Origin of the sequence: Ferrovibrio sp., from assembly GCF_002796975.1 — a bacterium.
In the GTDB taxonomy this organism is placed as follows: Bacteria; Pseudomonadota; Alphaproteobacteria; order Ferrovibrionales; family Ferrovibrionaceae; genus Ferrovibrio.
In genome coordinates, this window is the sequence record NZ_PEKV01000003.1 from 152,556 (window position 1) to 173,176 (window position 20,621).

Below are 20,621 nucleotides of genomic sequence, written 5' to 3' on the forward strand. Positions count from 1 at the left end.
CCGGTGGTGTCGACCACGCTGACGCCCTTGACCGCGTCGATGATATGCACTTCCTCGCCGGCGATAATGACCGAGCCCTTTTCGGACCGTGTCAGCGCCGCGACATCCACATGATGACGCACGTGCTGTAATGCAGCATCAAAATCCTGCGACTGGTACAGCGCGGTGATCTCAGCCTCGTTGGCGAACAGGATGTCGATATGGTGTTCGACCAGATGCTGGAATTCCTCGCGGTGGCGGTCGACGCAGAAACTGTCCGACAGCGACATCGCCACCTTGCGGCCTGAATCATGCGCCAGCCGCATCGCCTTGCGCATGCCTTCCTTGGCCATCGGCTGGTCCCACAGATAGCCTTCCAGATAGGTGATCTCGGCGGCGGCAACGGCCGAAGCTTCGATATCGTCCGGCGTCAGGTCGATCGAGGCGCCGAGATAGGTGTTCATGGTGCGCTGGCCGTCCGGCGTCACCATGATCATGCAGCGCGCCGTCGAGGGGCCATCGGTCGCGGGCGCGGTATCGTACTGGACGCCGAGCGCCTTGATGTCACGGCCGAACACCTCGCCCAGCGCGTCGTTGCGCACCCGGCCGATGAACTGCACCCGCCCGCCAAGGGCGGCAATGCCGGCGGCGGTATTGGCGGCCGAGCCGCCGGAGACTTCGGTGGTCTCGCCCATGGCACCATACAACTGCTCGGCACGGCCGCCGTCGATCAGGGTCATGCCGCCCTTGGGCATGCCGTGTTCATCGAGGAAGGCATTGTCGACACGGGCCAGCACATCGACGATGGCATTGCCGATGGCGAGCACGTTGTTTTTGGGCTTGGTCATTGAGGGTTTCCCGGACAGGTCGAATCTCGTTACTCTGTAGCCGTTCGACAGAAGGAAGGCAAATATGGACGCATTGATCCGCATGACCGCCCGCCAGGCCGTGGCTGCCCTGAAAAAGCGGGAGGTTACGCCCGGTGAGCTGATCGATGCCGCCGCGAAGCGGATTGCTGAGGTCGAGCCCAGGATCAATGCCCTGCCGACGCTCTGCCTCGACCGCGCCCGGGCCATGGCGGACAAGCTGACCCCGCCCGACCCGGCGCCGCCGGGCTATCTCTACGGCCTGCCGATCGCCACCAAGGATCTGGTCGATGTGGCTGGCGTGCGCTCCACCCAGGGCAGCCGCGTCTTTGCCGATTACGTGCCGAAAAAATCCGGCTGGTCGGTCGAGCGGCTGGAAGGCAATGGCGCGCTGATCGTCGCCAAGTCGAACACGCCGGAATTCGGTGCCGGCTCGCAGACCTTCAACGACGTGTTCGGCACCACCACCAATCCGTGGAACACGGCCACGACGCCGGCGGGCTCGTCCGGCGGTGCGGCCGCCTGTCTTGCCGCTGGTGAAGTCTGGCTCGCCGACGGTTCCGATCTCGGCGGTTCCTTGCGTATTCCCGCCAGCTTCACCGGCGTGGTCGGCCTGCGCCCGTCGCCCGGGCGCGTCGCCTTCGGTCCGCGTGCGCTGCCCTTCGATCCGCTGTCGGTCTATGGCCCGATGGCGCGCAACGTCGGCGACTGCGCGCTGATGCTGGATGCGATGAGCGGCTTCGAGCCGCGCGATCCGCTGAGCATTCCCGCCCCCGACAACAGCTACGTTTCCGCTGTCGATCACGCCATGGTCACTGGCCGGTTGCCGAGTCGCTTTGCTAGTGGCTGTCGCATCGGGTGGTCGCCGGATCTTGGTCTGTCGCCGGTCGATCCGGAGGTGCTCGCCATCTGCAAAGCAGCCGTGAAGCGCATCGCCGGGCTGGGTGCGGCGGTGAGTGAAGACGTACCTGATTTCAGTGGGGCGGAAGAGTGTTTCCAGGTTCTGCGTGCCGCCAATTTCGCCGTTACGGTCTGGCCGAAGATCAAGGACAAGACCGATCTGGTGAAACAGGAAGTGATCTGGAACGCCGAGAAGGGGCTCAAGCTCACCGGCGAGGAGAAGGCCCGCGCACTGCAGGTGCAGGGTCAAATATACAATCGCGTGGCGGCGTTCTTCGAGAAAAACGACTTCCTCGTGCTGCCGACCTGTGTGGCGCCGCCCTTCGATCATCGCATCCGCTATCTGGAAGAGGTCGCCGGCCGCAAGTTCGACACTTATATCTCCTGGCTGGTGCTGACATTCGCAATCACCATCACCGGTACGCCGGCAATCTCGATTCCCTGCGGCTTTACGAAGAGCGGCCTGCCGGTCGGACTCCAGATCGTGGCGCGACCGCGCGGCGAGGCGGAACTGCTGGCATTTTCGGCGCTGCTGGAAGCCGAGTTCGGTCTGGCCACCCAGGTACCGATAGATCCGCGCGAAGGCACGGCATGATCGCAGGGTCGTTCCGGCGCGCGCTGGCGCAGCTGCCAGATCCCGCCTTCCGCGGCGTGCTGGTCAAGTCGCTGCTGATCAGCGCGGTGGTGTTCGTGCTGCTGGGTACGGGTCTGTGGGCCGGATTGCTGGTGGTGCCTGCCACCGGCTACGCCTGGCTCGACTGGGCGATTGCCGCCCTGTCCAGCCTCGGCTTCCTGCTCGGCATGATGCTGCTGTTTCCCGCCGTGATGACCGCGGCAATCGGCCTTTTCCTCGACGATATCGCCGATGCGGTCGAACGCCGTTACTATCCGGGCGAGGCACCGGGCCGGCCGCTGGCGACCATGCCGGCGCTGTGGAGCGCGCTGCGCTTTCTGGGTGTCGTTCTTGCGGTCAATATCCTGCTGCTGCCGCTTTATGCCATCCTGCTGTTCTTCCCGCCGTTGCTGTATGGGCTTTCGCTGCTGGTGAACGGCTATCTGGTCGGGCGGGAGTATTTCGAGGCCATCGCTTTCCGCTACCAGCCGCGTGCGGAGGCCAATCTGCTGCGCCGTCGGCGGCGCGGCGATGTCTGGCTCTGCGGCGTGCTTATTGTCCTTCTGTTAACCATTCCGCTCGTAAATTTTCTCGTCCCGATTGTGGCAACCGCGTTCATGGTTCACGTCTACAAACGGTTGCGGGCGACGGGCTGACCTGAAGTTCCGGCAGTGCGGGTTGAGTGCCGGGCAGTGCATTTAGGGGATCAGAGGAGACCGCCTATGTTTGGTCGCAAGAAGCCGAGCACCGACAGTGCCGCGATGATGCCGCCTGCTCCGGTCCAGGCCGAGCTGAAACCGATCGAGCCCAGGCAGAGTCAGCCTGGGCAGCCCGAATCCTCCGCCGCACCAAACAAGTCGGGCGACGAGGAACTGCCGCCGATGCCGAGCCATCTGCGCAGCGTCGGTAAACCCGTTCTTCCCGCCACTGCCCCCGTTACAACCGCAGGAGTTGCCGCCATGGCCGATACGAATCCGCCGACCCCGACCTTCCGCCCCGAGATCGCCAAGCGTCCGGTGGACCTGGCTCCGAAGGCCATGGTGCAGGCTTCGGCTGGCGCGGCGCCCGCTACGCCGGCCCGTTCCGACAATCATGCCGAACCGAAGGTTCTGCTGATCGGCCGCGAAATCAGCCTGAGCGGCCAGATCACCGCCTGCGACCGCGTCGTGGTCGAAGGCCGTGTCGAGGCGCAGCTCACCGAAAGCCGCTTTGTCGAAATCACCGAGACCGGCCAGTTCAAGGGTTCGGCCGAAGTGGAAGAGGCCGAGATCCGCGGTCGCTTCGAAGGCCGCCTCAGCGTGCGCGGCCGTCTGCTGATCCGCGGCTCGGGCAAGGTGTCGGGCGAGATCGCCTATGGCCAGGTCGAGATCGAATGCGGTGGCGAAATCTCCGGCACGGTGCAGACCGTCGCCTCGGGCGGCCGCCTGTCGTCGCCGGCTGCTGCGGAATAACTCGCGAAGAGTTGTTCTCGAAATACTGTGCGTCTAAGCTGCGCGGCGTGAAAACGCCGCGCATTCTTTTTGCCCTCATCCTGCCTGTCGTGCTGGCCGCCTGCGGTGCACGTCCGCCTGCAACCACCACTGGCGTGCTGCCGGGCGAGGAACTCGATCTCTCGCTGGTACACCAGAAGCCCGACGAACCGCCGCGCCGTCCGGTCAGCGCCGATGTGGTGCGCAAGACCGCGGCCGAAGCCCGCGTGCTGTTCGGGGCGCCGACCACGCTCCGTCGCGAACCGCCGGCCGAGGTCTGGCAATACCAGGCCGAGGCGCCGCGCTGCACGTTGCTGCTGTTTCTTTATCCCGATGAGACGGCCACCCGCATGCGCGTCAGCCATGCGCAGGTGCTGAGCCGCGTGCGCGGCCAGACCATCGACGACAGCGATTGCCTCGCGGCCCTGCTGAAGACGCCGCCCCAGGAGCAGCCGCCGCAGCGGCCGATGTCTTGAGATAGTCGGTTGAAAAAGACCCTCACCCCAGCCCTCTCCCGCAAGCGGGAGAGGGAGCAAAGCTGAAACCCCTCGCCCGCGTTAGCGGGAGAGGGAGGGGCCCACTGCGCAGCAGTGGGAGGGTGAGGGCTGCATCAGCCTAAAAACTCTTTCCGGAAATTCTCATACGTCAGCACGCGCAGCTTCGGCGCCTGCGTGGTGAGCTGCTCCGTCAAACCCCGATCATCCGTCACCAGCAGATCGCAGTGCTCCGCGGCGGCTCTGCCGATAAGGTGATCGCGCGACACATCCCAATCCGCCGGGACATCGGCGGTCGCCGCGTGCAGGACATGAAAAATCTCCAGCAGCGCCGCGCGACGGGCCGGATCGGCGATCTGGCGTAGCTCGTCTTCCTGCGCGGCTGTCGTGATGACGCTGAACATCGCGGCTTCGATCGCCTCGACATCGCCATGTTTCAGGATGGCGTCATAGGCGTTGCTGTCGAACATCACGCGCAGCATTACGACGTTTCCCGCCACTGCGCCGGCGTCACACCGGTCCAGCTCTTGAAGGCGCGGTGGAAATTGGCGACATCGGCAAAGCCGAGCCGCGCGGCAATGCCGGCGATGCTCAACGATGGGTCGCCGCCGCGCAGCAGGTCTTTGGCCAGCGCGCAGCGCAGCGTGTTCACCTCGGCCTGGAAGCTGGTGTCGCGTTCGGCCAACCGGCGCTGCAGGGTACGTGGCGTCAGGTTCAGTGCCTCGGCTGCTGCCTCGATGCCGGGCGACTGTCCGGCTGCGAGTCCCGCGCGCAAACTATCGGCGAGTCGCCCACGCAACGGATCGTCGTCGTTCAGCCGCGCCAGTTCCGCCTGCACATAGCCCGACAGCACGGCCTTCAGACCGGGATTGGCCTGGCGCACCGGCAGCGCCAGCGTTTCAGGCCCAAGCAGCAGCGAGTCATCCTCGGCACTGAACGCCGGTGTCAGGCCGAAGATGCGGCGATGCTCGGACAGTGTCTCGGGCGTGTCATGACGGAAACGCACCGCGCGCGGCAGGATCTGCGTGCCGCTCAGCCAGCGCGTGAAGGTCAGTGTCGCGGCCAGTACGGCCTCGACGCGCTGACGCCGGCAGGGCCAGTCAGGGTCGAAAGGCAGATACAGCAGGCGAATGCCGCCGGCGGATTCTTTCCTGGCCGCGAACCGCCCACCGCCGCCGACCAGAGCAGCGAAACGATCCGCCTGTTCGGCCGCTTCGCCGAGGGTGGCGCAGGTCATCAGCAACTGGCCGAGTGCATCGAAGGAGCCGGGCCGCACCTGTTCGCCGACATGCAGGCCGAGCTGGGCATCGCCGGTCAGGCGCAGCGCCGCCAGCCAGATTGCCGAAACTACGTCGTGCGGCAGACGCGGGGTGTGAGGCAGGTCGGGCGCGAACCCGGCCTCGGCCAGCCCAGCCTCGATCAGTACAGCGGCGCTGCTGATCCGGCGCGGCGCATGGGTACTGTCCTGCACCGCATCCAGCAGGGTGCGGACATAGCCGGTGGCAACGCTGCGGCTTTCCGCGCTCATCCTTCCCTCTGACAGTTTCTCAGCTTTGGCGCGTCCGGATAGCTGCTGTCGTCGGCGGCCATCGCCGGATGCCTGTTTCTGCCGCAGAATGACTCAGCAAACCGGCTGAAACAACAGGGTCAGGCAAGGGTAACCCGGGAGGAAGCCATCATGGCCGATGCGTCCATCGACGCCGTGCTGATTCAAATCGACTCGACCGGGCAACTGATCCTGGGCCTCGTGCTGGCGCTGATCATGTTTGGCGTGGCGGTTGATCTGCGCTTCAGTGACTTCGCCGATGTGCTGAAACGCCCGCTGGCGCCGCTGACCGGCCTCGCGGCGCAACTTCTCGTGCTGCCTGCCGTCACCTGGGCCATCACCATGCTGCTCAAGCCACAGCCCAGCGTGGCACTCGGCATGATCGTCGTGGCGGCCTGCCCGGGCGGCAACCTGTCGAACCTGATGACTCATATGGCCAGGGGCAATACGGCACTGTCGGTCAGCATGACCGGCATCTCCAGCATCCTCGCCATCTTCACCACACCGCTGAACATCCTGTTCTGGGCCTCGCTCAATCCCGCCACCGCAGTGCTGCTGCGCCAGGTCAGCATCGAGCCGGTCAGCTTCCTCGGCTCCACCGTGCTGCTGCTCGGTCTGCCGATGGTCGCCGGCATGCTGACGGTGCGGTATTTCCCCGCACTGGCCACGCGGCTGCGCAAGCCGTTCCAGATTCTCTCCTTCCTGTTCCTGGTCGTCTTTATCGTCGGCGCGACCGCCGCCAATGCGAAGTCGCTCGGGACTTTTCTGGGCCAGATCCTGCCGCTGGTGGTGCTGCACAATACCATCGCCGTGCTGATCGGCTGGCTGGCGGCGAAGCTGTGGCGCATGAATGAGTTTGATACCCGCGCCATGACCATCGAGGTCAGCATGCACAATTCCGGGCTCGGGCTGGCGCTGATCCTCAACCATTTCGATGCACTGGGCGGCGCCGCGCTGATCGCGGCCGGCTGGGGCATCTGGCATATCGTGTCGGGCTGGGGTCTGGCGGCCTGGTGGAAGCGCCGTGATCGCCGGCAGGCCCAAATCATATGAATGGCGACATCGTGAGCGGAATCCTTGTCACGGGTGCTGCCGGCTTCATCGGTCGCGGGCTGGTGGCGGCACTGGCAGGTGAAGCCTCGCCAGTGATCGCCTTCGACCTGCGCGAGGTGCCGGCAGCCGAGCGCCTGCCCGGCGTGACCTATATCGCCGGCGATATCCGCGATGCCGCGCTCACCGCGCATCTGCTGCAGCACCGGCCGCGCTGTGTGGTGCATCTTGCCTCCGTGGTGGCAGCCGGCGGCGACGAACAGCGCGACTACGAGATCGATGTGAAGGGCACCGAAAATGTCCTGCGCGGCTGCATTGCTGCCGGCGTGCAGCATCTGGTCGTCACCTCCAGCGGTGCGGCCTATGGCTATCACCCGGACAATCCGGTGCCGCTGTGCGAGACTGACGCGCTGCGCGGCAACGAGGATTTTGCCTATGCGCGCAACAAGCGGCTGGTCGAGGAACTGCTGGCGCACTGGCGAGCTGAGCATCCTGAACTGCAGCAGACGGTGTTCCGGCCCTGCACCGTGCTCGGCCCGGGTACGATGAACCAGATCACGGCGATGTTCCGTCGCCCGATGGTGCTCGGTCTTACGGGAACTGCGACGCCGTTCTCCCTCATTGCTGACAGCGACGTGATCGCGGCCCTGCTGAAAGCGGCGCGCGGCGGACCTTCGGGTGTATTCAATCTGGCCGGCGACGGCACGCTCAGTCTGGCGCAGATCGCGGCAAAACTCGGCAAGCCCTATCTGGCGATTCCGCCGGCCGTGCTGAAAGCCGCGCTCTGGCTGCTGAACAAACTTGGCGTGACCAGGCTTGGGCCGCAGCATGTGAAATTCATCCAGTACCGTCCCGTCCTCGACAACGCACAGCTCAAAACCGGCTTCGGCTATGCGCCGCAGCTCGATGCCGTGGCGGTGTTCGAACGTTATGCAAAGGCAACCAGGGCATGACCTGGCTGGTGATCGGCACCGGCCCGGCCGGCCTCGCGGCCATCAAAAGCTTCAGGCAGGCGGCCCTCGCCGTCGAAGCGGTCGAGCGCCATGCCGATGTCGGCGGGCAGTGGCTGTATGGCGCAGACTCCAGCGCGGTTTATGCCTCCACGCACCTGATCTCGTCGAAAAAGACCACGGCTTTTGCCGATTTTCCGATGCCGTCAGACTGGCCGGCCTACCCCGGCCATGCCCAGGTGCTGCAATACCTCCGCGACTATGCGGCGCATTTCGGCCTGACGCCGCTGATCCGCTTCAATACTTCGGTGCAGACACTGACCCGCGAGGGTGAGGGCTGGCGCGCGACTTTCAGCGACGGCAGTACCAAACCCTATGCCGGTGTGGTGATCGCCAACGGGCATCTGACCGATCCGCTGCTGCCCAAGGTTCCAGGCGAGTTCAGCGGCCGGGTGATGCATGCCAAGGACTATCGCACGCCGGATATCTTCGACGGCAAGACCGTGCTGGTGGTGGGCATGGGCAATACCGGCTGCGACATCGTGGTCGATGCGATCCACCGCGCGAAACGCGTGCTGTGGAGCGTGCGCGGGGGCAACCATTTCGTGCCGAAATTCATCGCCGGCAAACCGGCCGACGAGGGCAACCACAAGCCGAAACGCTTCATCCTGCCGAAAAAGCTGCGCGCCATGTTGCATGAGCCGCTGCTGCGCCTGCTGGTCGGTCCGCCCGAACGCTTCGGCCTGCCGCGCCCGCAGCATCGCCTGTACGATCGCACACCGATCGTGAATTCTCTGGTGCTGCAGCATCTTGGCCAGGGCGACGTGCAATTGCGCAAGCCGGTCCGCGAGTTCCGTGGCGATACCGTCGTCTTCGCCGATGGCCGCGAAGACAAGGCCGATCTGGTGCTGTTCGCCACCGGCTATCGCATCACCTTCCCGTTCATTGATGATCTTGCGGTGCTGAACTGGCAGGCAGCGAAACAGTCACCGCAGCTGCATCTGAATATCTTCCCGCCCGCCGACAACAACCTGTTTGTGGCCGGGCTCCTGGAAGGAGCAGGCGTGGGCTGGGCCGGGCGCGCGCTGCAGACCGACCTGATTGCGGCTTATGTGAAGGCGCGCCAGAAAAACCCGGCTGCGGCCTCGGCCTTCCGCAGCAGCATTGTGGCCGGCTGTGCGCAGAGCAGCGAAGATCGTGGCGAACACGGCATCTTTGTCGATTTCCTGCACTACAAGCGCGACCTGCAGGCAGCCATCGCCGCGCTGTCCTGACGATTACTTTTCGTCGGGTGCTTTCGTTTTTGGCTTGAAGCTGCAGTCTTCCGCCACCACGCAGCGCCAGCAGTCGGGCTTGCGCGCCTTGCAGATATAGCGACCGTGCAGGATCAGCCAGTGATGCGCATGCTGGCGGTATTTTCCAGGAACGACCTTTTCGAGTTTCAGCTCGACATCAAGGGGGGTTTTGCCCTTGGCCATGCCGGTGCGGTTGCCGACGCGGAAGATATGCGTGTCCACCGCAATGGTCGGCTCGCCCCATAGTACGTTCAGCACCACATTGGCGGTTTTGCGGCCGACGCCGGGCAGCTCCTGCAGCGCATCGCGGTCGCGTGGCACCTCGCCGCCATGCCTGTCGACCAGGAGTTGCGACAGCGCGATCACATTCTTGGCCTTGGCATTGAACAGCCCGATGGTCTTGATGTGCTGCTTCAGACCGTCCTCGCCCAGTTTCAGCATCTGCGCCGGCGTGGTCACCCTAGTGAACAGGTCTTTCGTCGCCTTGTTGACCCCCACATCGGTCGCCTGCGCCGACAGCACCACGGCCACCAGCAGCGTATAGGCGTTGACGTATTTCAGTTCGGTCTCGGGCGACGGATTGGCGGCCGACAGCGTGGCGAAGAAATGTTCGATCTGGGCGGGCTTCATGAGGGCTTGTGCAGTGGGGACTGGTCAGTGATCTTTAGCCCGCGATGCGACTGAAAGCGATAGGCGGGTGTCTGCTTCTGCTGCTCACGGCCCTGCCGGAGATGGCGGCGGCGCAGCAATGTCGTCTGCCGGACCGTCTTACGGTGTCGCCTTGTGACCGCCGCGAAGAGTCGCGTGGCCGCAAGGGCGACTTCGACCATTACATCCTGAGCTTCAGCTGGTCGCCGGCCTTCTGCGCGTCGGAAGCCGGCCAAAGAAGCATAAAATCGGGCGCGACCCTGCAATGCCGCGACAACCGCTTCGGCTGGATCGTGCATGGCCTGTGGCCGCAATACGCCGAACGCCGTGCCGGACAATTCTGGCCGCAATATTGCGGCCCGGTGCAGCCGGTGCCCGCGCCGGTGCTGCGCCGGCATCTCTGTGCCTCGCCCGACCCGCGGCTGATGCAATGCGAATGGGCCAAGCATGGCAGCTGCAGCGACTTCGCCACGCCGGAAGAGTATTTCGCGGCGCAGACCCGGCTGGCAGACAGCCTGACCCTGCCCGAACCGCAGCCCGGCCAGTCGGCCCGCGCCTTCGCCACGGCGGTCGTCGCCGCCAATACCGGTCGTGGGCTGGAGCGCCGGCATCTACGGGTTGTAGGCGGCGGCACGGCGGGAATCCGCGAAGTCCGGATTTGCTTCGAGCGCGACCTTGACCGCTTCCGGCCCTGCTGAACGCCAAAGGCCCGCTTAGATTATTGATTTATAACATAGATTTTGAGCGCCATTCTGATAGAATCTAACATGGCTAAACACAACTGCAGCCGCTACTGTAGCTCGCAGGGAAAAACAAATCACTCAGTGGTGGTGCGGTGCGCCAGTCGGCGGAAGGGCATAGGTTGCGTCAGGAGACCTTGCGTCTCCTCGCCCAGGTCGAAAAGCAGGGCCTCGACATTGCCGAGGCCTATCGCAGCGGCGATGGCGTATCCGCCGAGGTCAAGGATTTCCGTCGCTTCATCGAGAAAGTCGACCACTTCAACGTTTTCATCGACCTGGTGGAAGAGCGTCTGCCGGGTTTCGAGGACGACAAACGCGCGGCATTGACGCGCCATCTCGTCGATATCCGCTGGCGCATCGTCATTGTCGAAGTCGATACCACGCAGATTTTCCTCGTCCGCATCGGCGAGACGCACAAGCCCTGGCCGCTCGGCAGCCGCGAATTCCTGCAGCGCCGGCTCGGCCGCCTGGGTGAGATCAGCGAGTATTACGACCGCTTCGGCGAGCAGTACCGGCTGACGCCGCTCAGCGAGGTGATGCTGCGCGCCGTGGAAGAACTGCTGAAGCAGCAGATCGAGCGCGCGCCCGCGCTGACGAATTTCTCGGATCAGTCTGCCAGATATGCAGTGTCGACCGGAGACTTTGTGAAGCCGGAAAACATGGTGCTGCGTCTGGATCCCGGCAGCAGGCGGCGGACGGCAGAACGTCTTCCGCTGCCTCGCCGCGACCCGCCGCCGTTCCGCATCAAGGAAATGGACGGCCGGTTCTATGCCGAACGCGACGGCATCGTGGCCGTCAGCGAAATCTGCCGCAACGCGAATGTCACGCTCGACCAGCTGGCGGTGCGCATGGGCGTCAGCCGGCCCTCGCTGGTGCTGATGCTGAATGGCAACGACCCGATGTCGCGCCCCTTCATGGAGCAGCTGCAGTCGTTCCTCGACAAGAACGGCCCGCCGCAGCATTAGGCGCCCGTGGCGGTCACCAGCGAACATCTGGCTTATGAAATCGATGCGGCCGCGCGCGTCGCCACGGTCGTCTATATCGGCGAGCTGGGCGATAACGAGGTGCTCGGCTTCTACGCCAGCCTGATGGCGCATTATCCCGACGCGCCGAATTACGACTACCTGCTCGACATGCGCTACACCGACTGGCGTGCCACGCCCGAGACGATCGACCGGCTCGACCAGCTGTTCCGTCGCCGCCCGAGCGATTACCTGCGCCGCATCGCCATCGTGCGCAAAGGACTGGAGTCGACCAACATGCGGCAGGCGCAGGCGCTGCGGCAGGGCCTGAACAACCGCACGATCCGCTATTTCGCCGATATGGAGCAGGCGCAGCACTGGCTGCGAAGCGCACCGTAAGCGGACGATCTCGGCTGTCGGTCTGGCCGTATCGGCACAGCCGCTTCTTCTCTACTCTGGAACCGCGGCAGATGCCGCGGAAAGGTCTCCTATGGCGACGATCGGGGGCAGAAGCCCCAGCCGCGAAACCGCCCTGGCGATGATTGCGCAGGTCGAACGCCAGGCCGCCGCGATTGCTCGCCGCTATGCCAACGACGACGCGGTTCTGGATCGTTTTTCCGATTTTCGCACCTTCATCGACCAGCTCGCCGAATTCCACCTCTTCGTTGACATGGTCGACAACCGGCTCGGCGCTTTCGAACCTGATGCGCGGGCGGCCCAGGTCAGAAAGCTGGCGGTCATCCGCTGGCGCATGCTGGAGATGGAACTCGAAGTCAGCAGCCTGTTCCTCGACCGTATGGTGACCGGCGGGAAGCCCTGGCCGATGGGCAGCCAGAAATTCCTGCGCCGGCGCCTGACGCGGCTCGACGATATTGCCGCTTTCCATACGGCGCATGGCGCGGCGTATGAACTGACGCCGCCCAATGCGGCGCTGATGCAGAATATCCGCGACCGCGTCGACGCGCAGATCGACAACAGCATGCCGCTGGCCGATTTCGGCACCGCGCCGCCGCCCGAGGCTGCACCGCCTGAAGAACCGGTTGCCGAAGTGCCGCCACCGCCGGTCGTCGAGCCGCCATCCGCACCGGAGCCGCCGCAGAGTCCGGCGCCGGAAGAGCCGGTGTTTGAAGTTCCCAGGGCGCCGCCCCCGGCTGTGCCGCCGCAGCCCGACGTGATGATCCCCGGCATGATGAGCTTCACGCCAACGGTGTCGAAGCCCGCGACATCGTCATCCGGGCCTGCTGCCGCGCCAATCCCCAAACCGCCGCCGGCCGCGCCGGTGATGCCGGATTTCGTGATCCCCGGCATGATGCTGCCGGAGGCACCGCCGCCGCCCCCGCCGCCCCCTGCGCCGCCGGTGCAGTCAGTGCCCGAGCCCCCGTCACCGTCACCGCGGCCAGTCTCCGAACTGCCGCCGGTGCCCCCGCTGGAGGGTGAGGATTTCGGCGAGGATTACGTGTCGCAGAAGGCCAGGGCGGTCGCCCAGCTTGCGGAGAAGGCGGCTGCGAAGCCGCCTGCGGGAAAAAAGCCGCCGCCGCAGGGCATGGCCCGCCGCGATTTCCGGCTGAAGGTGCGCGACGAGGCCGACGGCTACAAATATATCGAAGGCAACGGCCTGGCCGTGATAACCGAAGTCTGCCGCATCGCCAATATCACGATCGACGAGCTGGCCAAGACGCTGGAGCTGAGCCGGCCGGGCCTGGTGCTGATCCTGAACGGCCGCGACCCGGTCAGCACCGAACTGCTGAAAACGCTGCGCCGCCTCGTGCTGCGTACCGGCGGGCTGTCTTGAACCGGCTCAGAATTCGACGTCGAGTTCGTCGAGGTCGTCGGGCTCTGCCTTTGCAGCGGTTACCCACTCCTGCATGACAGCCCAGTTCATCACCGTCTGGCAGTAGGCGGCGCAGGCCGGATCCAGCTTCACGTCATAGGTCAGGAAGCGCGTGCAGACCGGCGCATACATCGCATCGGCCACAGTCGGCCTGGCGCCGAACAGCCAGGGGCCATCATAGGCGGTAAAGCAGTCGCGCCAGATCGAGGCGACGCGTTCGATATCGGCCTGCGCGCCGGCCCAGACCTTGAAGCCGGGATAATGCGCCTTCAGGTTCATCGGCAGCGCCGAGCGCAGATTCGTGAAGCCGGAATGCATCTCGCCCGAGATCGAGCGGCAATGCGAGCGCTGCACCTTGTCATCGGGCAGCAGCTGCGCGGCGGGGAAGAGTTCGCCCAGATAGGCCGCGATCGCCAGCGTGTCCCAGACCGAGACCTCGCCATGGGTCAGCCGCGGCACCAGGAAGCTGGGCGACAGCAGCAGCAGTTCGGCCCGCGTCGAGGGGTCGTCGCTGGACAGCAGCACTTCCTCGAATTCCAGCCCGGCCATGCGGCAGAGCAGCCAGCCGCGCAGCGACCAGGAGGAGTAGTTCTTGCTGCTGATGGTCAGTGTGGCCTTCATGCCCGCGTCCTCTGTGAGGTCCCCAGACTTAAGTCTGCTACATATATCTCGCATTGCAGCAAAAACTGCATTAGCTTTTTTGGCCAAGAGGCGGTGGGTCGTCGTTTTGCGCTCCGGGGGAGGGCGCGACCCAGCCGCCGCGAGCCATGGTCCCAGCTGTGATCCTTGTCCAGCCTTGATGATGTATCTGGCCTACCAGAACCAAGCCAATATGATGGCGCCGCTGCGCGCCCTGGCCGAACAGGCCTTGCCCGGTTTGCGGCTGGCGGCTGGCGACAATCCCTTCCTGCGCGGTTTCGCCGCCGCTGCCGAGATGCTGTCCCGCGCCGGTCTCAGTCATGGCCGCCCGCCCTACAACATCGACCATGTGAAGATCGGCAACCGCGACGTGCCGGTGGTGGAAGAGGCGGCGCATGTGACGCCGTTCGGCACGCTGCTGCATTTCAGAAAAGACGTCGACGCGTCGAAGGTGCAGCTGGGCGAGCAGCCGCGCGTGCTGGTGGTGGCGCCGCTGTCGGGCCATTTCGCCACCTTGCTGCGCGACACGGTGGTCACCATGCTGCCGGATCACGATGTCTATATCACCGACTGGCACAATGCGCGCGACGTGCCGCTGAGCGCCGGCCGCTTCGGCTTCGAGGATTATGTCGACCATCTGATCAAATTCATGGAAGCGATCGGACCGGGCGGGCATATCGTCGCGGTCTGTCAGCCCTGCGTGCAGGCGCTGGTCGCCACCGCGGTGATGTCGGAAGCCAAAAACAAATGCACGCCGCGTTCGATGACGCTGATGGCCGGGCCGATCGACTGCCGCCTCAATCCCACCAAGGTGAACGAGCTGGCGGTGGGAAAACCGATCGAATGGTTCGAGCAGAAGCTGATCGCCGAAGTGCCGCCCGGCCTGCCGGGCGCGGGCCGCCGCGTCTATCCCGGCTTCGTGCAGCTGACCGCCTTCATGAACATGAACATGGACCGCCATGTGAAGGCGCATGCCGAGCTGTTCCAGCATCTGTGGCTGGGCAATGCGGAACAGGCGGGCAAGACCAAGGATTTCTATGACGAATATTTCGCCGTGCTCGATCTCGATGCCGATTTCTATCTCGAGACGGTGCAATGGGTGTTTCAGGAGTATCGCCTGGCCACCGGCGCGCTGACCCATCGCGGCCAGCCGGTCAATCCGAAGGCGATCCGCAAGACCGCGTTGCTGACCGTGGAAGGCGAGCGCGACGACATCTGCGCCATCGGCCAGACCATGGCGGCGCATGACCTGTGCACCGGCATCAAGCCCTATATGAAGCGCCACCACCTGCAGGCCGGCGTCGGCCATTACGGCGTGTTCAGCGGCAGGCGCTGGACCAAGCAGATTTATCCCATCGTGAAGAACACGATTCTGGCGATGGAGTGAGCGCCGCCAGACCGGCAGCCCGCTAAATAACTGCTGACATTTCATGACAGGGCGCGCGGCGCTGACGCCGGATGTGCCATTTGTTCATTCCGCTTCGCTGGCACTCGCTGGTGTTCGTTTCGCTTCGTTTGCGCTCGTTTCGCTTCGTTGGTGTTCGTTCAGGTTCGTTTGCGTTCGTTGGCGTTCGCCGTGAGGCCGTCTGCTCCGTGCGATTTCTTATCCTGCTGACAAATGCCGTCACCAGCCGTGTGGTTACGACTGTATGCGAGACATATTCACGATGGCCGAGAGCGTAAGAACAAAACAAGAATATCCCGCTCCGCCCTTGAGGTCAAGTCTAAGCCTCGGGCATGTTGTATGCGTCATCGGGGCGGCAGGATTTCCATATTGGCTGAAGACGATAATCCTGGCTTTAAAGAAGGGCCGTTGCAGTGGGGCCAAACGCCTCCTCGACTGCGTGAATTGGACTTTGTAAGTCGTCGGATTGTTTACTGGTGGGTCAATCAAAATCAGACATGGCGACATGAAATTGAGGGTGGCTATATGTGGTCACCAAAGCGCAACAGTAATAATGCGTTCAATCAATTTTACGCCAACATGCATTTGGTCGACACGGGCGACCTCGTGTTTTCTTACTTCGATCAGAAAATCCAATACGTAGGCATTGTTCGGCAGCCAGCGATCTCCTGGAACAAGCCGAGCGAATTTGGGCTCGTCGGAGATTATTGGAATCATGAGGGTTGGTATGTGTCTGTTGAGTGGCACAAGGTGCCAGTCCCGTTCCGTCCGAAAGATATAATTGCAAAGCTGCGCCCCACTCTCCCGTCAAAATATTCGCCATTGAAATCGGAGTCAGGCGACGGCTTGCAGAGTGTTTATCTGGCAAAGGTCCCAGATGAAATGGCGGCAGTCCTCTCTGCGGAAATGAGCGCGTGGATGAGTCAAATTGAAGCGCGCCGACGAGTGGTTGGCGATGGTGCCGGTATTGAAAATAAACTGGACGATATTGTCGAAAAGTACCTTTTAAACGATGCTACTGTCGACGAGACAGAGCGAGAGGCTGTTATTAAGGCCCGCCGCGGACAAGGACGTTACAAGCAGAACCTTATTGCCGTGGAAGATCGGTGTAGGGTCACTGGTGTTAGTGATCCGCGTTTGTTGATTGCCAGTCATATTAAACCTTGGCGATCGTGCTCGACCAATGAAGAGAGATTGGACGGGCATAACGGTTTTTTGCTAACTCCCCATATCGACCGATTATTTGATCGTGGATATATCACATTTGATGCGAACTGCCGCGTTAAAGCATCTGAGAGGATTGCGGCTGCTCAATTCCACAAGATTGGTGTTGATGTTGATAAACCGCCTTATGTGGGCGAGTTTTCAAAACGCCAACAAGATTATTTAGAATATCATAGAAGTACTATTTTCATTCCGGGCACCTAATCGCCACCGCATAACAATGCTTCTTGTCATACTCGAATGACCCTCGACGACAACCCGGTGCTGCGCGCCGCGCATGACTTCTGGCGCGGTCTGCCGGCGCCTCCCGCCGGCATTCCCGATATCCGCCAGCTCGACGCGGCGGCGATTCCGCGCGACGTGCTGCCGCATCTGATCGTCGCTGAAATCACCAATGCGGATTTCGCTCTGAGCCGGCTGCGTCTCGCCGGAGCTGAGATCACCCGCTGGTTCCGCGAACTGCCCGAAGGCATGGATGCTGTCGCTTATGGCAGCCTGACCACGCCCGCCTACATGCAGCATATGCGCGACCTGCTGGCCGAACTGGTCCGGCATCGCCGGCCGGTTTATTGCCGCAGCCTCTATACTTTGCCCGGCCTGACCACCGGCGATCCGCCCAACACCGTCACCGCCGAGCGCCTGGTGCTGCCCATGGCCCATAGCAGCAGTCCGGGGGGCGCCAGCGCCGTGGGCTGCGTCATGCTGGTCGAGACCCTGACAGCGAGCGATTTCCGCGCCGGACCGCTGCGGATTCTGCCGCCGGAGCCCGGCGTCGACGTCCGGCACGGCCCGTTCAGGCTGCCCGTCTGAGAGAATAATTCTTTCAAAATCAGTCAGATGATCGATATTCTTTGGCCAATTAACACAATATAATACTGTACTAAAAATAAATTACGCACAAATACAGTTTAAATCCATTGACGCCTGCTCTACCTGTGTGGAAACTCCGCGGCACAGTTTTCAGCAGGCCATTTCCATGACGATCGACATCCAGGACATCCACAAGCAGTTCGGCAAGGTGCCGGTGCTGCGCGGTATCGATCTGCAGATCGCCGAGGGCGAGCTGATCGCGCTGCTGGGTGCCTCGGGGTCTGGCAAGACGACGCTGCTGCGCATTCTCGCCGGCCTCGACTGGCCCAATACCGGCGCGGTCACGGTGGATGGCACCGACTGGCTGTCGCTGGAAGCGCAGCGCCGCGGCGTCGGCTTCGTGTTCCAGCATTACGCACTGTTCCAGCATATGTCGGTGTTCGAGAACATCGCCTTCGGCCTGCGCGTGCTGCCCAGGGAGAAGCGTCCGTCGGATGCCGAGATCCGCAGCCGCGTCGACGAACTGATCGGGCTGGTGCAGATCGAGGGTCTGGGTGAGCGGTATCCGGCGCAGCTGTCAGGCGGCCAGCGTCAGCGCGTGGCGCTGGCGCGTGCGCTTGCCATTCGTCCCAAGGTGCTGCTGCTGGACGAACCTTTCGGCGCCCTGGATGCGCGCATCCGCAAAGACCTGCGCCGCTGGCTGCGCGGCCTGCACGACCAGCTCGGCATGACGACGATCTTTGTCACCCACGACCAGGATGAGGCGTTCGAACTGGCCGACCGCGTGGTGCTGATGGGCGAGGGCCGTGTCGAGCAGGTCGGCACGCCCGATGAAATCTATGAACACCCCGCCAGTCCTTTCGTCGCCCGCTTCCTCGGCGGCGTGAACGAACTGCCGGCGGAATTGCACAATGGCCGTCTGGTGCTGCCGCATGCCGATACATCTGCCGTCGAACGCGTGGCCGCCGGCGACGGCGCGGTGACGCTGTTCGTGCGGCCGCATGAAATCGACCTGGTGGCCGATGCGTCGTCTGGTGCGAAGATCAGCGACATTGCCTCGAACGGTCCGAGCTTCCGCTTCGATATCGCGCTGCCCGGTGTCGACAGGCCGGTGGAGGTCGAACTGACCCGCGAAGCCGTGCGCGGACGCAGCCTGCGGCGCGGCGACACCGTGCGGCTGAAAATCCTGCGCGGCCGCATCTTCGAGCCGGCGCAGCGCCCGGCTGCCGCCACTGTAAAGCGCGCCGCCAGCGCCTGAGCCTTTCTCTTACTTCACTCCCACAGGACAAAGAAAAAATGAAACGTATCGTCTCGTTTGCTGCTGCCGCTATGCTGGCAGTCGCTTCTCCTTCTTTTGCGCAGAACAAGGCGCCCTCCGAGATCCTGAATGTCTCCTACGACGTCGCCCGCGAGCTGTTTGCCCAGCTCAATCCGGTCTTCGCCGCCGAATGGAAGGCGAAGAGCGGCCAGGTGCTGGAGATCAAGCAGTCGCATGCCGGCACCTCGCGGCAGGCGCGCTCGATCATGGAAGGCCTGCAGGCCGATGTGGTCACCTTCAACCAGTACCTCGATATCCAGGTGCTGGCCGACCGGAATTTCGTCGCCAGGGACTGGCAGAAGAAATTCGCCAACAATGCCTCGCCCTTCTATTCGTTGCCGGCTTTCCTGGTGCGCAAGGGTAATCCGAAGAATGTGAAGGACTGGAGCGATCTGGTCCGCCCGGATGTGAAGTCGGTCTTCCCCAATCCGAAGACCTCGGGCAATGCGCGCTATACCTATCTGGCCGCCTATGCCTTTGCGCTGGAGCAGAACAAGGGCGACCATGCCAAGGCGAAGGATTTCGTGAAGAAGCTGCTGGCCAATGTGCCGGTGTTTGATACCGGCGGCCGCGGGTCGACCACCACCTTCGTCGAGCGCGAAATCGGCGACGTGCTGATCACCTTTGAATCCGAGACCAACGGTATCCGTCGCGAATACGGCGACAAGGGCTTCGACCTCGTCACGCCGTCGCTCAGCCTGCTGGCGGAATTCCCGGTGGCCGTGGTCGATCGCGTCGCCAACAAGCGCGGCAGCCAGCAGGTGGCACAGGCCTATCTGACCTTCCTCTACAGCGAGCCGGCGCAGGAGATTCTCGCCAGGAACTTCAACCGCGTGCATAACCCGGCGGTGAAGGAGAAGTACAAGGCGCAGTTCCCGAACCTGAAGCTGGTGACGGTGGACGACGTGTTCGGCGGCTGGGAAAAGGCCAACAAGGATCACTTCGCCGAGGGCGGTATCCTTGAACAGGTCTTTGTCAATCGCTGATCGCTGACCTGAGAGAGCAGAGCAGATGAGTGCCGTCGCAGTTCTTGGTCGCCCCGCCGCACGCCCGGTGAAAGCCCGGCGTGTGTTGCCGGGTTTCGGCCTCGCGCTGGGCGGCACGCTGCTTTACCTCGCCATTATCGTTCTGCTGCCGCTGGCAGCATTGCTGCTGAAATCGGCCGAGATCGGCCCGGATGGTTTCCTGCGCCTGCTCAGCAGCCCGCGTGTGCTGGCGTCGTTGCAGGTGACGGTTTCGGCGGCTGCACTGGCGACGCTGTTCAATGCCGGCTATGGCCTGCTGATGGCCTGGATCCTGGTGCGCTACGACTTCCCCAGCAAGCGCATCCTGGATGCGCTGATCGACCTGCCCTTCGCCCTGCCGACTGCCGTGGCCGGTATCGCGCTCACCGCGCTCTATGCCGGCAACGGCTGGTATGGCCAGATCGTCGAAGGCATGGCCGGCATCAAGGTGGCCTATACGGTGATCGGCGTCGCTGTTGCGATGGCCTTCACCAGCGTGCCCTTCGTGGTGCGCACGGTGCAGCCGGTGCTGGAGGATATCCAGCCCGATGTGGAGGAGGCTGCCGCCACGCTCGGCGCATACCGGGGCCTGATCTTCCGCAAGATCGTGTTCCCCGCCATCTTCCCGGCCTATCTCACCGGCTGCGCGCTGGCCTTTGCGCGCTGCCTGGGCGAATTCGGCGCCGTGATCTTCATTGCCGGCAACCTGCCGATGAAAACCGAGATCGCCGCGCTGCTGATTTTCATCCGGCTGGAGGAATACGATTATCCGGCCGCCGCCGCCATTGCCGTGGTGCTGCTCGCCACCGCCTTCTGCATCCTGCTGGCCACCAATGCGATCCAGGCCTGGCATATGCGCTACAGGATGAAGGGCTGAA

General features: G+C 63.4%; 22 protein-coding genes. 17 read left to right on the forward strand and 5 right to left on the reverse strand.

Annotation, left to right across the window (positions count from 1 at the left end):
- The coding region (locus tag CTR53_RS02445) for an adenosine kinase (RefSeq protein ID WP_290809218.1) at positions 1-827 on the reverse strand (827 nt) is incomplete at its 3' end.
- 64 nt (positions 828-891) lie between these two features.
- On the opposite strand from CTR53_RS02445, the gene CTR53_RS02450 reads away from it, so the two are divergent.
- The 4 genes from CTR53_RS02450 to CTR53_RS02465 all read left to right on the forward strand — a co-directional run bounded on the left by CTR53_RS02450 (position 892) and on the right by CTR53_RS02465 (position 4,303).
- Entirely contained in the window at positions 892-2,340 is a 1,449-nt protein-coding gene (locus tag CTR53_RS02450; protein WP_290809143.1) for an amidase, read from the forward strand.
- On the forward strand, positions 2,337-3,014 hold the full coding sequence (locus CTR53_RS02455) for an EI24 domain-containing protein (RefSeq protein WP_290809145.1): 678 nt from the start codon (positions 2,337-2,339) through the stop codon (positions 3,012-3,014). Before CTR53_RS02450 ends, CTR53_RS02455 begins: the two co-directional genes overlap by 4 nt.
- Positions 3,015-3,080: 66 nt before the next feature.
- Entirely contained in the window at positions 3,081-3,809 is a 729-nt protein-coding gene (locus CTR53_RS02460; RefSeq protein WP_290809147.1) for a polymer-forming cytoskeletal protein, read from the forward strand.
- Between the two features lie 47 nt (positions 3,810-3,856).
- Positions 3,857-4,303 carry a hypothetical protein gene (locus tag CTR53_RS02465; protein ID WP_290809149.1) on the forward strand — a complete coding sequence of 149 codons (447 nt, stop codon included), beginning with the start codon at positions 3,857-3,859 and terminating at the stop codon, positions 4,301-4,303.
- Between the two features lie 134 nt (positions 4,304-4,437).
- On the opposite strand, the gene CTR53_RS02470 is transcribed toward CTR53_RS02465, so the two are convergent.
- Both CTR53_RS02470 and CTR53_RS02475 read right to left on the reverse strand, forming a co-directional pair.
- Positions 4,438-4,803, reverse strand: a complete 366-nt coding sequence (locus CTR53_RS02470) for a hypothetical protein (protein WP_290809151.1) — start codon at positions 4,801-4,803, stop codon at positions 4,438-4,440.
- The gene (locus CTR53_RS02475) at positions 4,803-5,849 is read right to left on the reverse strand and encodes an AraC family transcriptional regulator (RefSeq protein WP_290809153.1); all 1,047 of its coding nucleotides are present in this window, start codon (positions 5,847-5,849) and stop codon (positions 4,803-4,805) included. The genes CTR53_RS02470 and CTR53_RS02475 overlap by 1 nt, the downstream gene beginning before the upstream one ends.
- 150 nt (positions 5,850-5,999) lie before the next feature.
- Between CTR53_RS02475 and CTR53_RS02480 the strand changes: the two genes are divergently transcribed.
- From CTR53_RS02480 to CTR53_RS02490, 3 genes are read left to right on the forward strand one after another with little or no spacing between them, the layout of a single operon-like run.
- Positions 6,000-6,920, forward strand: coding sequence for a bile acid:sodium symporter family protein (locus CTR53_RS02480; RefSeq protein ID WP_290809155.1), 921 nt, complete (start codon positions 6,000-6,002; stop codon positions 6,918-6,920).
- Between the two features lie 11 nt (positions 6,921-6,931).
- Positions 6,932-7,870, forward strand: coding sequence for an NAD-dependent epimerase/dehydratase family protein (locus CTR53_RS02485; RefSeq protein ID WP_290809157.1), 939 nt, complete (start codon positions 6,932-6,934; stop codon positions 7,868-7,870).
- Complete coding sequence (locus CTR53_RS02490) at positions 7,867-9,141, forward strand: NAD(P)-binding domain-containing protein (protein WP_290809159.1); 1,275 nt, start codon at positions 7,867-7,869, stop codon at positions 9,139-9,141. Before CTR53_RS02485 ends, CTR53_RS02490 begins: the two co-directional genes overlap by 4 nt.
- A 3-nt stretch (positions 9,142-9,144) precedes the next feature.
- Here the strand turns inward: CTR53_RS02490 and nth are convergent, their stop codons facing one another.
- The gene (nth, locus tag CTR53_RS02495; RefSeq protein WP_290809161.1) at positions 9,145-9,792 is read right to left on the reverse strand and encodes an endonuclease III; all 648 of its coding nucleotides are present in this window, start codon (positions 9,790-9,792) and stop codon (positions 9,145-9,147) included.
- Positions 9,793-9,935: 143 nt separating this feature from the next.
- Between nth and CTR53_RS02500 the strand changes: the two genes are divergently transcribed.
- From CTR53_RS02500 to CTR53_RS02515, 4 genes are all read left to right on the forward strand, one after another.
- Positions 9,936-10,508, forward strand: coding sequence for a hypothetical protein (locus CTR53_RS02500; protein WP_290809163.1), 573 nt, complete (start codon positions 9,936-9,938; stop codon positions 10,506-10,508).
- Positions 10,509-10,687: 179 nt separating this feature from the next.
- The gene (locus tag CTR53_RS02505; RefSeq protein WP_290809165.1) at positions 10,688-11,515 is read left to right on the forward strand and encodes a hypothetical protein; all 828 of its coding nucleotides are present in this window, start codon (positions 10,688-10,690) and stop codon (positions 11,513-11,515) included.
- Positions 11,516-11,521: 6 nt separating this feature from the next.
- Entirely contained in the window at positions 11,522-11,911 is a 390-nt protein-coding gene (locus tag CTR53_RS02510) for a hypothetical protein (protein WP_290809167.1), read from the forward strand.
- A 91-nt stretch (positions 11,912-12,002) separates the two neighbouring features.
- Positions 12,003-13,304: a hypothetical protein gene (locus tag CTR53_RS02515; protein WP_290809168.1), complete on the forward strand. Its 1,302-nt coding sequence runs from the start codon at positions 12,003-12,005 to the stop codon at positions 13,302-13,304.
- A 6-nt stretch (positions 13,305-13,310) separates the two neighbouring features.
- On the opposite strand, the gene CTR53_RS02520 is transcribed toward CTR53_RS02515, so the two are convergent.
- A complete protein-coding gene (locus tag CTR53_RS02520) occupies positions 13,311-13,964 on the reverse strand; it encodes a glutathione S-transferase family protein (protein ID WP_290809170.1) in 654 nt (217 codons plus the stop codon).
- A gap of 178 nt (positions 13,965-14,142) precedes the next feature.
- Between CTR53_RS02520 and CTR53_RS02525 the strand changes: the two genes are divergently transcribed.
- The 6 genes from CTR53_RS02525 (at position 14,143) to cysT (ending at position 20,620) form a co-directional block, all read left to right on the forward strand.
- Entirely contained in the window at positions 14,143-15,369 is a 1,227-nt protein-coding gene (locus CTR53_RS02525) for a polyhydroxyalkanoate depolymerase (RefSeq protein WP_290809220.1), read from the forward strand.
- Positions 15,370-15,756: 387 nt separating this feature from the next.
- Positions 15,757-16,815: an HNH endonuclease signature motif containing protein gene (locus tag CTR53_RS02530; protein WP_290809172.1), complete on the forward strand. Its 1,059-nt coding sequence runs from the start codon at positions 15,757-15,759 to the stop codon at positions 16,813-16,815.
- A 36-nt stretch (positions 16,816-16,851) separates the two neighbouring features.
- Positions 16,852-17,421 carry a hypothetical protein gene (locus CTR53_RS02535; RefSeq protein ID WP_290809174.1) on the forward strand — a complete coding sequence of 190 codons (570 nt, stop codon included), beginning with the start codon at positions 16,852-16,854 and terminating at the stop codon, positions 17,419-17,421.
- A gap of 166 nt (positions 17,422-17,587) precedes the next feature.
- The gene (locus CTR53_RS02540) at positions 17,588-18,679 is read left to right on the forward strand and encodes a sulfate ABC transporter ATP-binding protein (RefSeq protein ID WP_290809176.1); all 1,092 of its coding nucleotides are present in this window, start codon (positions 17,588-17,590) and stop codon (positions 18,677-18,679) included.
- A gap of 38 nt (positions 18,680-18,717) precedes the next feature.
- Positions 18,718-19,725, forward strand: coding sequence for a sulfate ABC transporter substrate-binding protein (locus CTR53_RS02545; RefSeq protein ID WP_290809178.1), 1,008 nt, complete (start codon positions 18,718-18,720; stop codon positions 19,723-19,725).
- A 25-nt stretch (positions 19,726-19,750) separates the two neighbouring features.
- Entirely contained in the window at positions 19,751-20,620 is an 870-nt protein-coding gene (gene cysT / locus CTR53_RS02550; protein WP_290809180.1) for a sulfate ABC transporter permease subunit CysT, read from the forward strand.
- Position 20,621: the final 1 nt, after the last annotated feature.

What these genes read in the sequence shown, in the direction of transcription:
- CTR53_RS02520 (WP_290809170.1), bottom strand. Translation starts at nt 13,964, where the DNA reads ATGAAGGCCACACTGACCATCAGCAGCAAGAACTACTCCTCCTGGTCG.
- CTR53_RS02475 (WP_290809153.1), bottom strand. Translation starts at nt 5,849, where the DNA reads ATGAGCGCGGAAAGCCGCAGCGTTGCCACCGGCTATGTCCGCACCCTG.
- CTR53_RS02455 (WP_290809145.1), top strand. Translation starts at nt 2,337, where the DNA reads ATGATCGCAGGGTCGTTCCGGCGCGCGCTGGCGCAGCTGCCAGATCCC.
- CTR53_RS02515 (WP_290809168.1), top strand. Translation starts at nt 12,003, where the DNA reads ATGGCGACGATCGGGGGCAGAAGCCCCAGCCGCGAAACCGCCCTGGCG.
- CTR53_RS02460 (WP_290809147.1), top strand. Translation starts at nt 3,081, where the DNA reads ATGTTTGGTCGCAAGAAGCCGAGCACCGACAGTGCCGCGATGATGCCG.
- CTR53_RS02540 (WP_290809176.1), top strand. Translation starts at nt 17,588, where the DNA reads ATGACGATCGACATCCAGGACATCCACAAGCAGTTCGGCAAGGTGCCG.
- nth (WP_290809161.1), bottom strand. Translation starts at nt 9,792, where the DNA reads ATGAAGCCCGCCCAGATCGAACATTTCTTCGCCACGCTGTCGGCCGCC.
- CTR53_RS02470 (WP_290809151.1), bottom strand. Translation starts at nt 4,803, where the DNA reads ATGCTGCGCGTGATGTTCGACAGCAACGCCTATGACGCCATCCTGAAA.
- CTR53_RS02480 (WP_290809155.1), top strand. Translation starts at nt 6,000, where the DNA reads ATGGCCGATGCGTCCATCGACGCCGTGCTGATTCAAATCGACTCGACC.
- CTR53_RS02490 (WP_290809159.1), top strand. Translation starts at nt 7,867, where the DNA reads ATGACCTGGCTGGTGATCGGCACCGGCCCGGCCGGCCTCGCGGCCATC.
- CTR53_RS02535 (WP_290809174.1), top strand. Translation starts at nt 16,852, where the DNA reads ATGACCCTCGACGACAACCCGGTGCTGCGCGCCGCGCATGACTTCTGG.
- CTR53_RS02450 (WP_290809143.1), top strand. Translation starts at nt 892, where the DNA reads ATGGACGCATTGATCCGCATGACCGCCCGCCAGGCCGTGGCTGCCCTG.
- cysT (WP_290809180.1), top strand. Translation starts at nt 19,751, where the DNA reads ATGAGTGCCGTCGCAGTTCTTGGTCGCCCCGCCGCACGCCCGGTGAAA.
- CTR53_RS02525 (WP_290809220.1), top strand. Translation starts at nt 14,143, where the DNA reads ATGATGTATCTGGCCTACCAGAACCAAGCCAATATGATGGCGCCGCTG.
- CTR53_RS02545 (WP_290809178.1), top strand. Translation starts at nt 18,718, where the DNA reads ATGAAACGTATCGTCTCGTTTGCTGCTGCCGCTATGCTGGCAGTCGCT.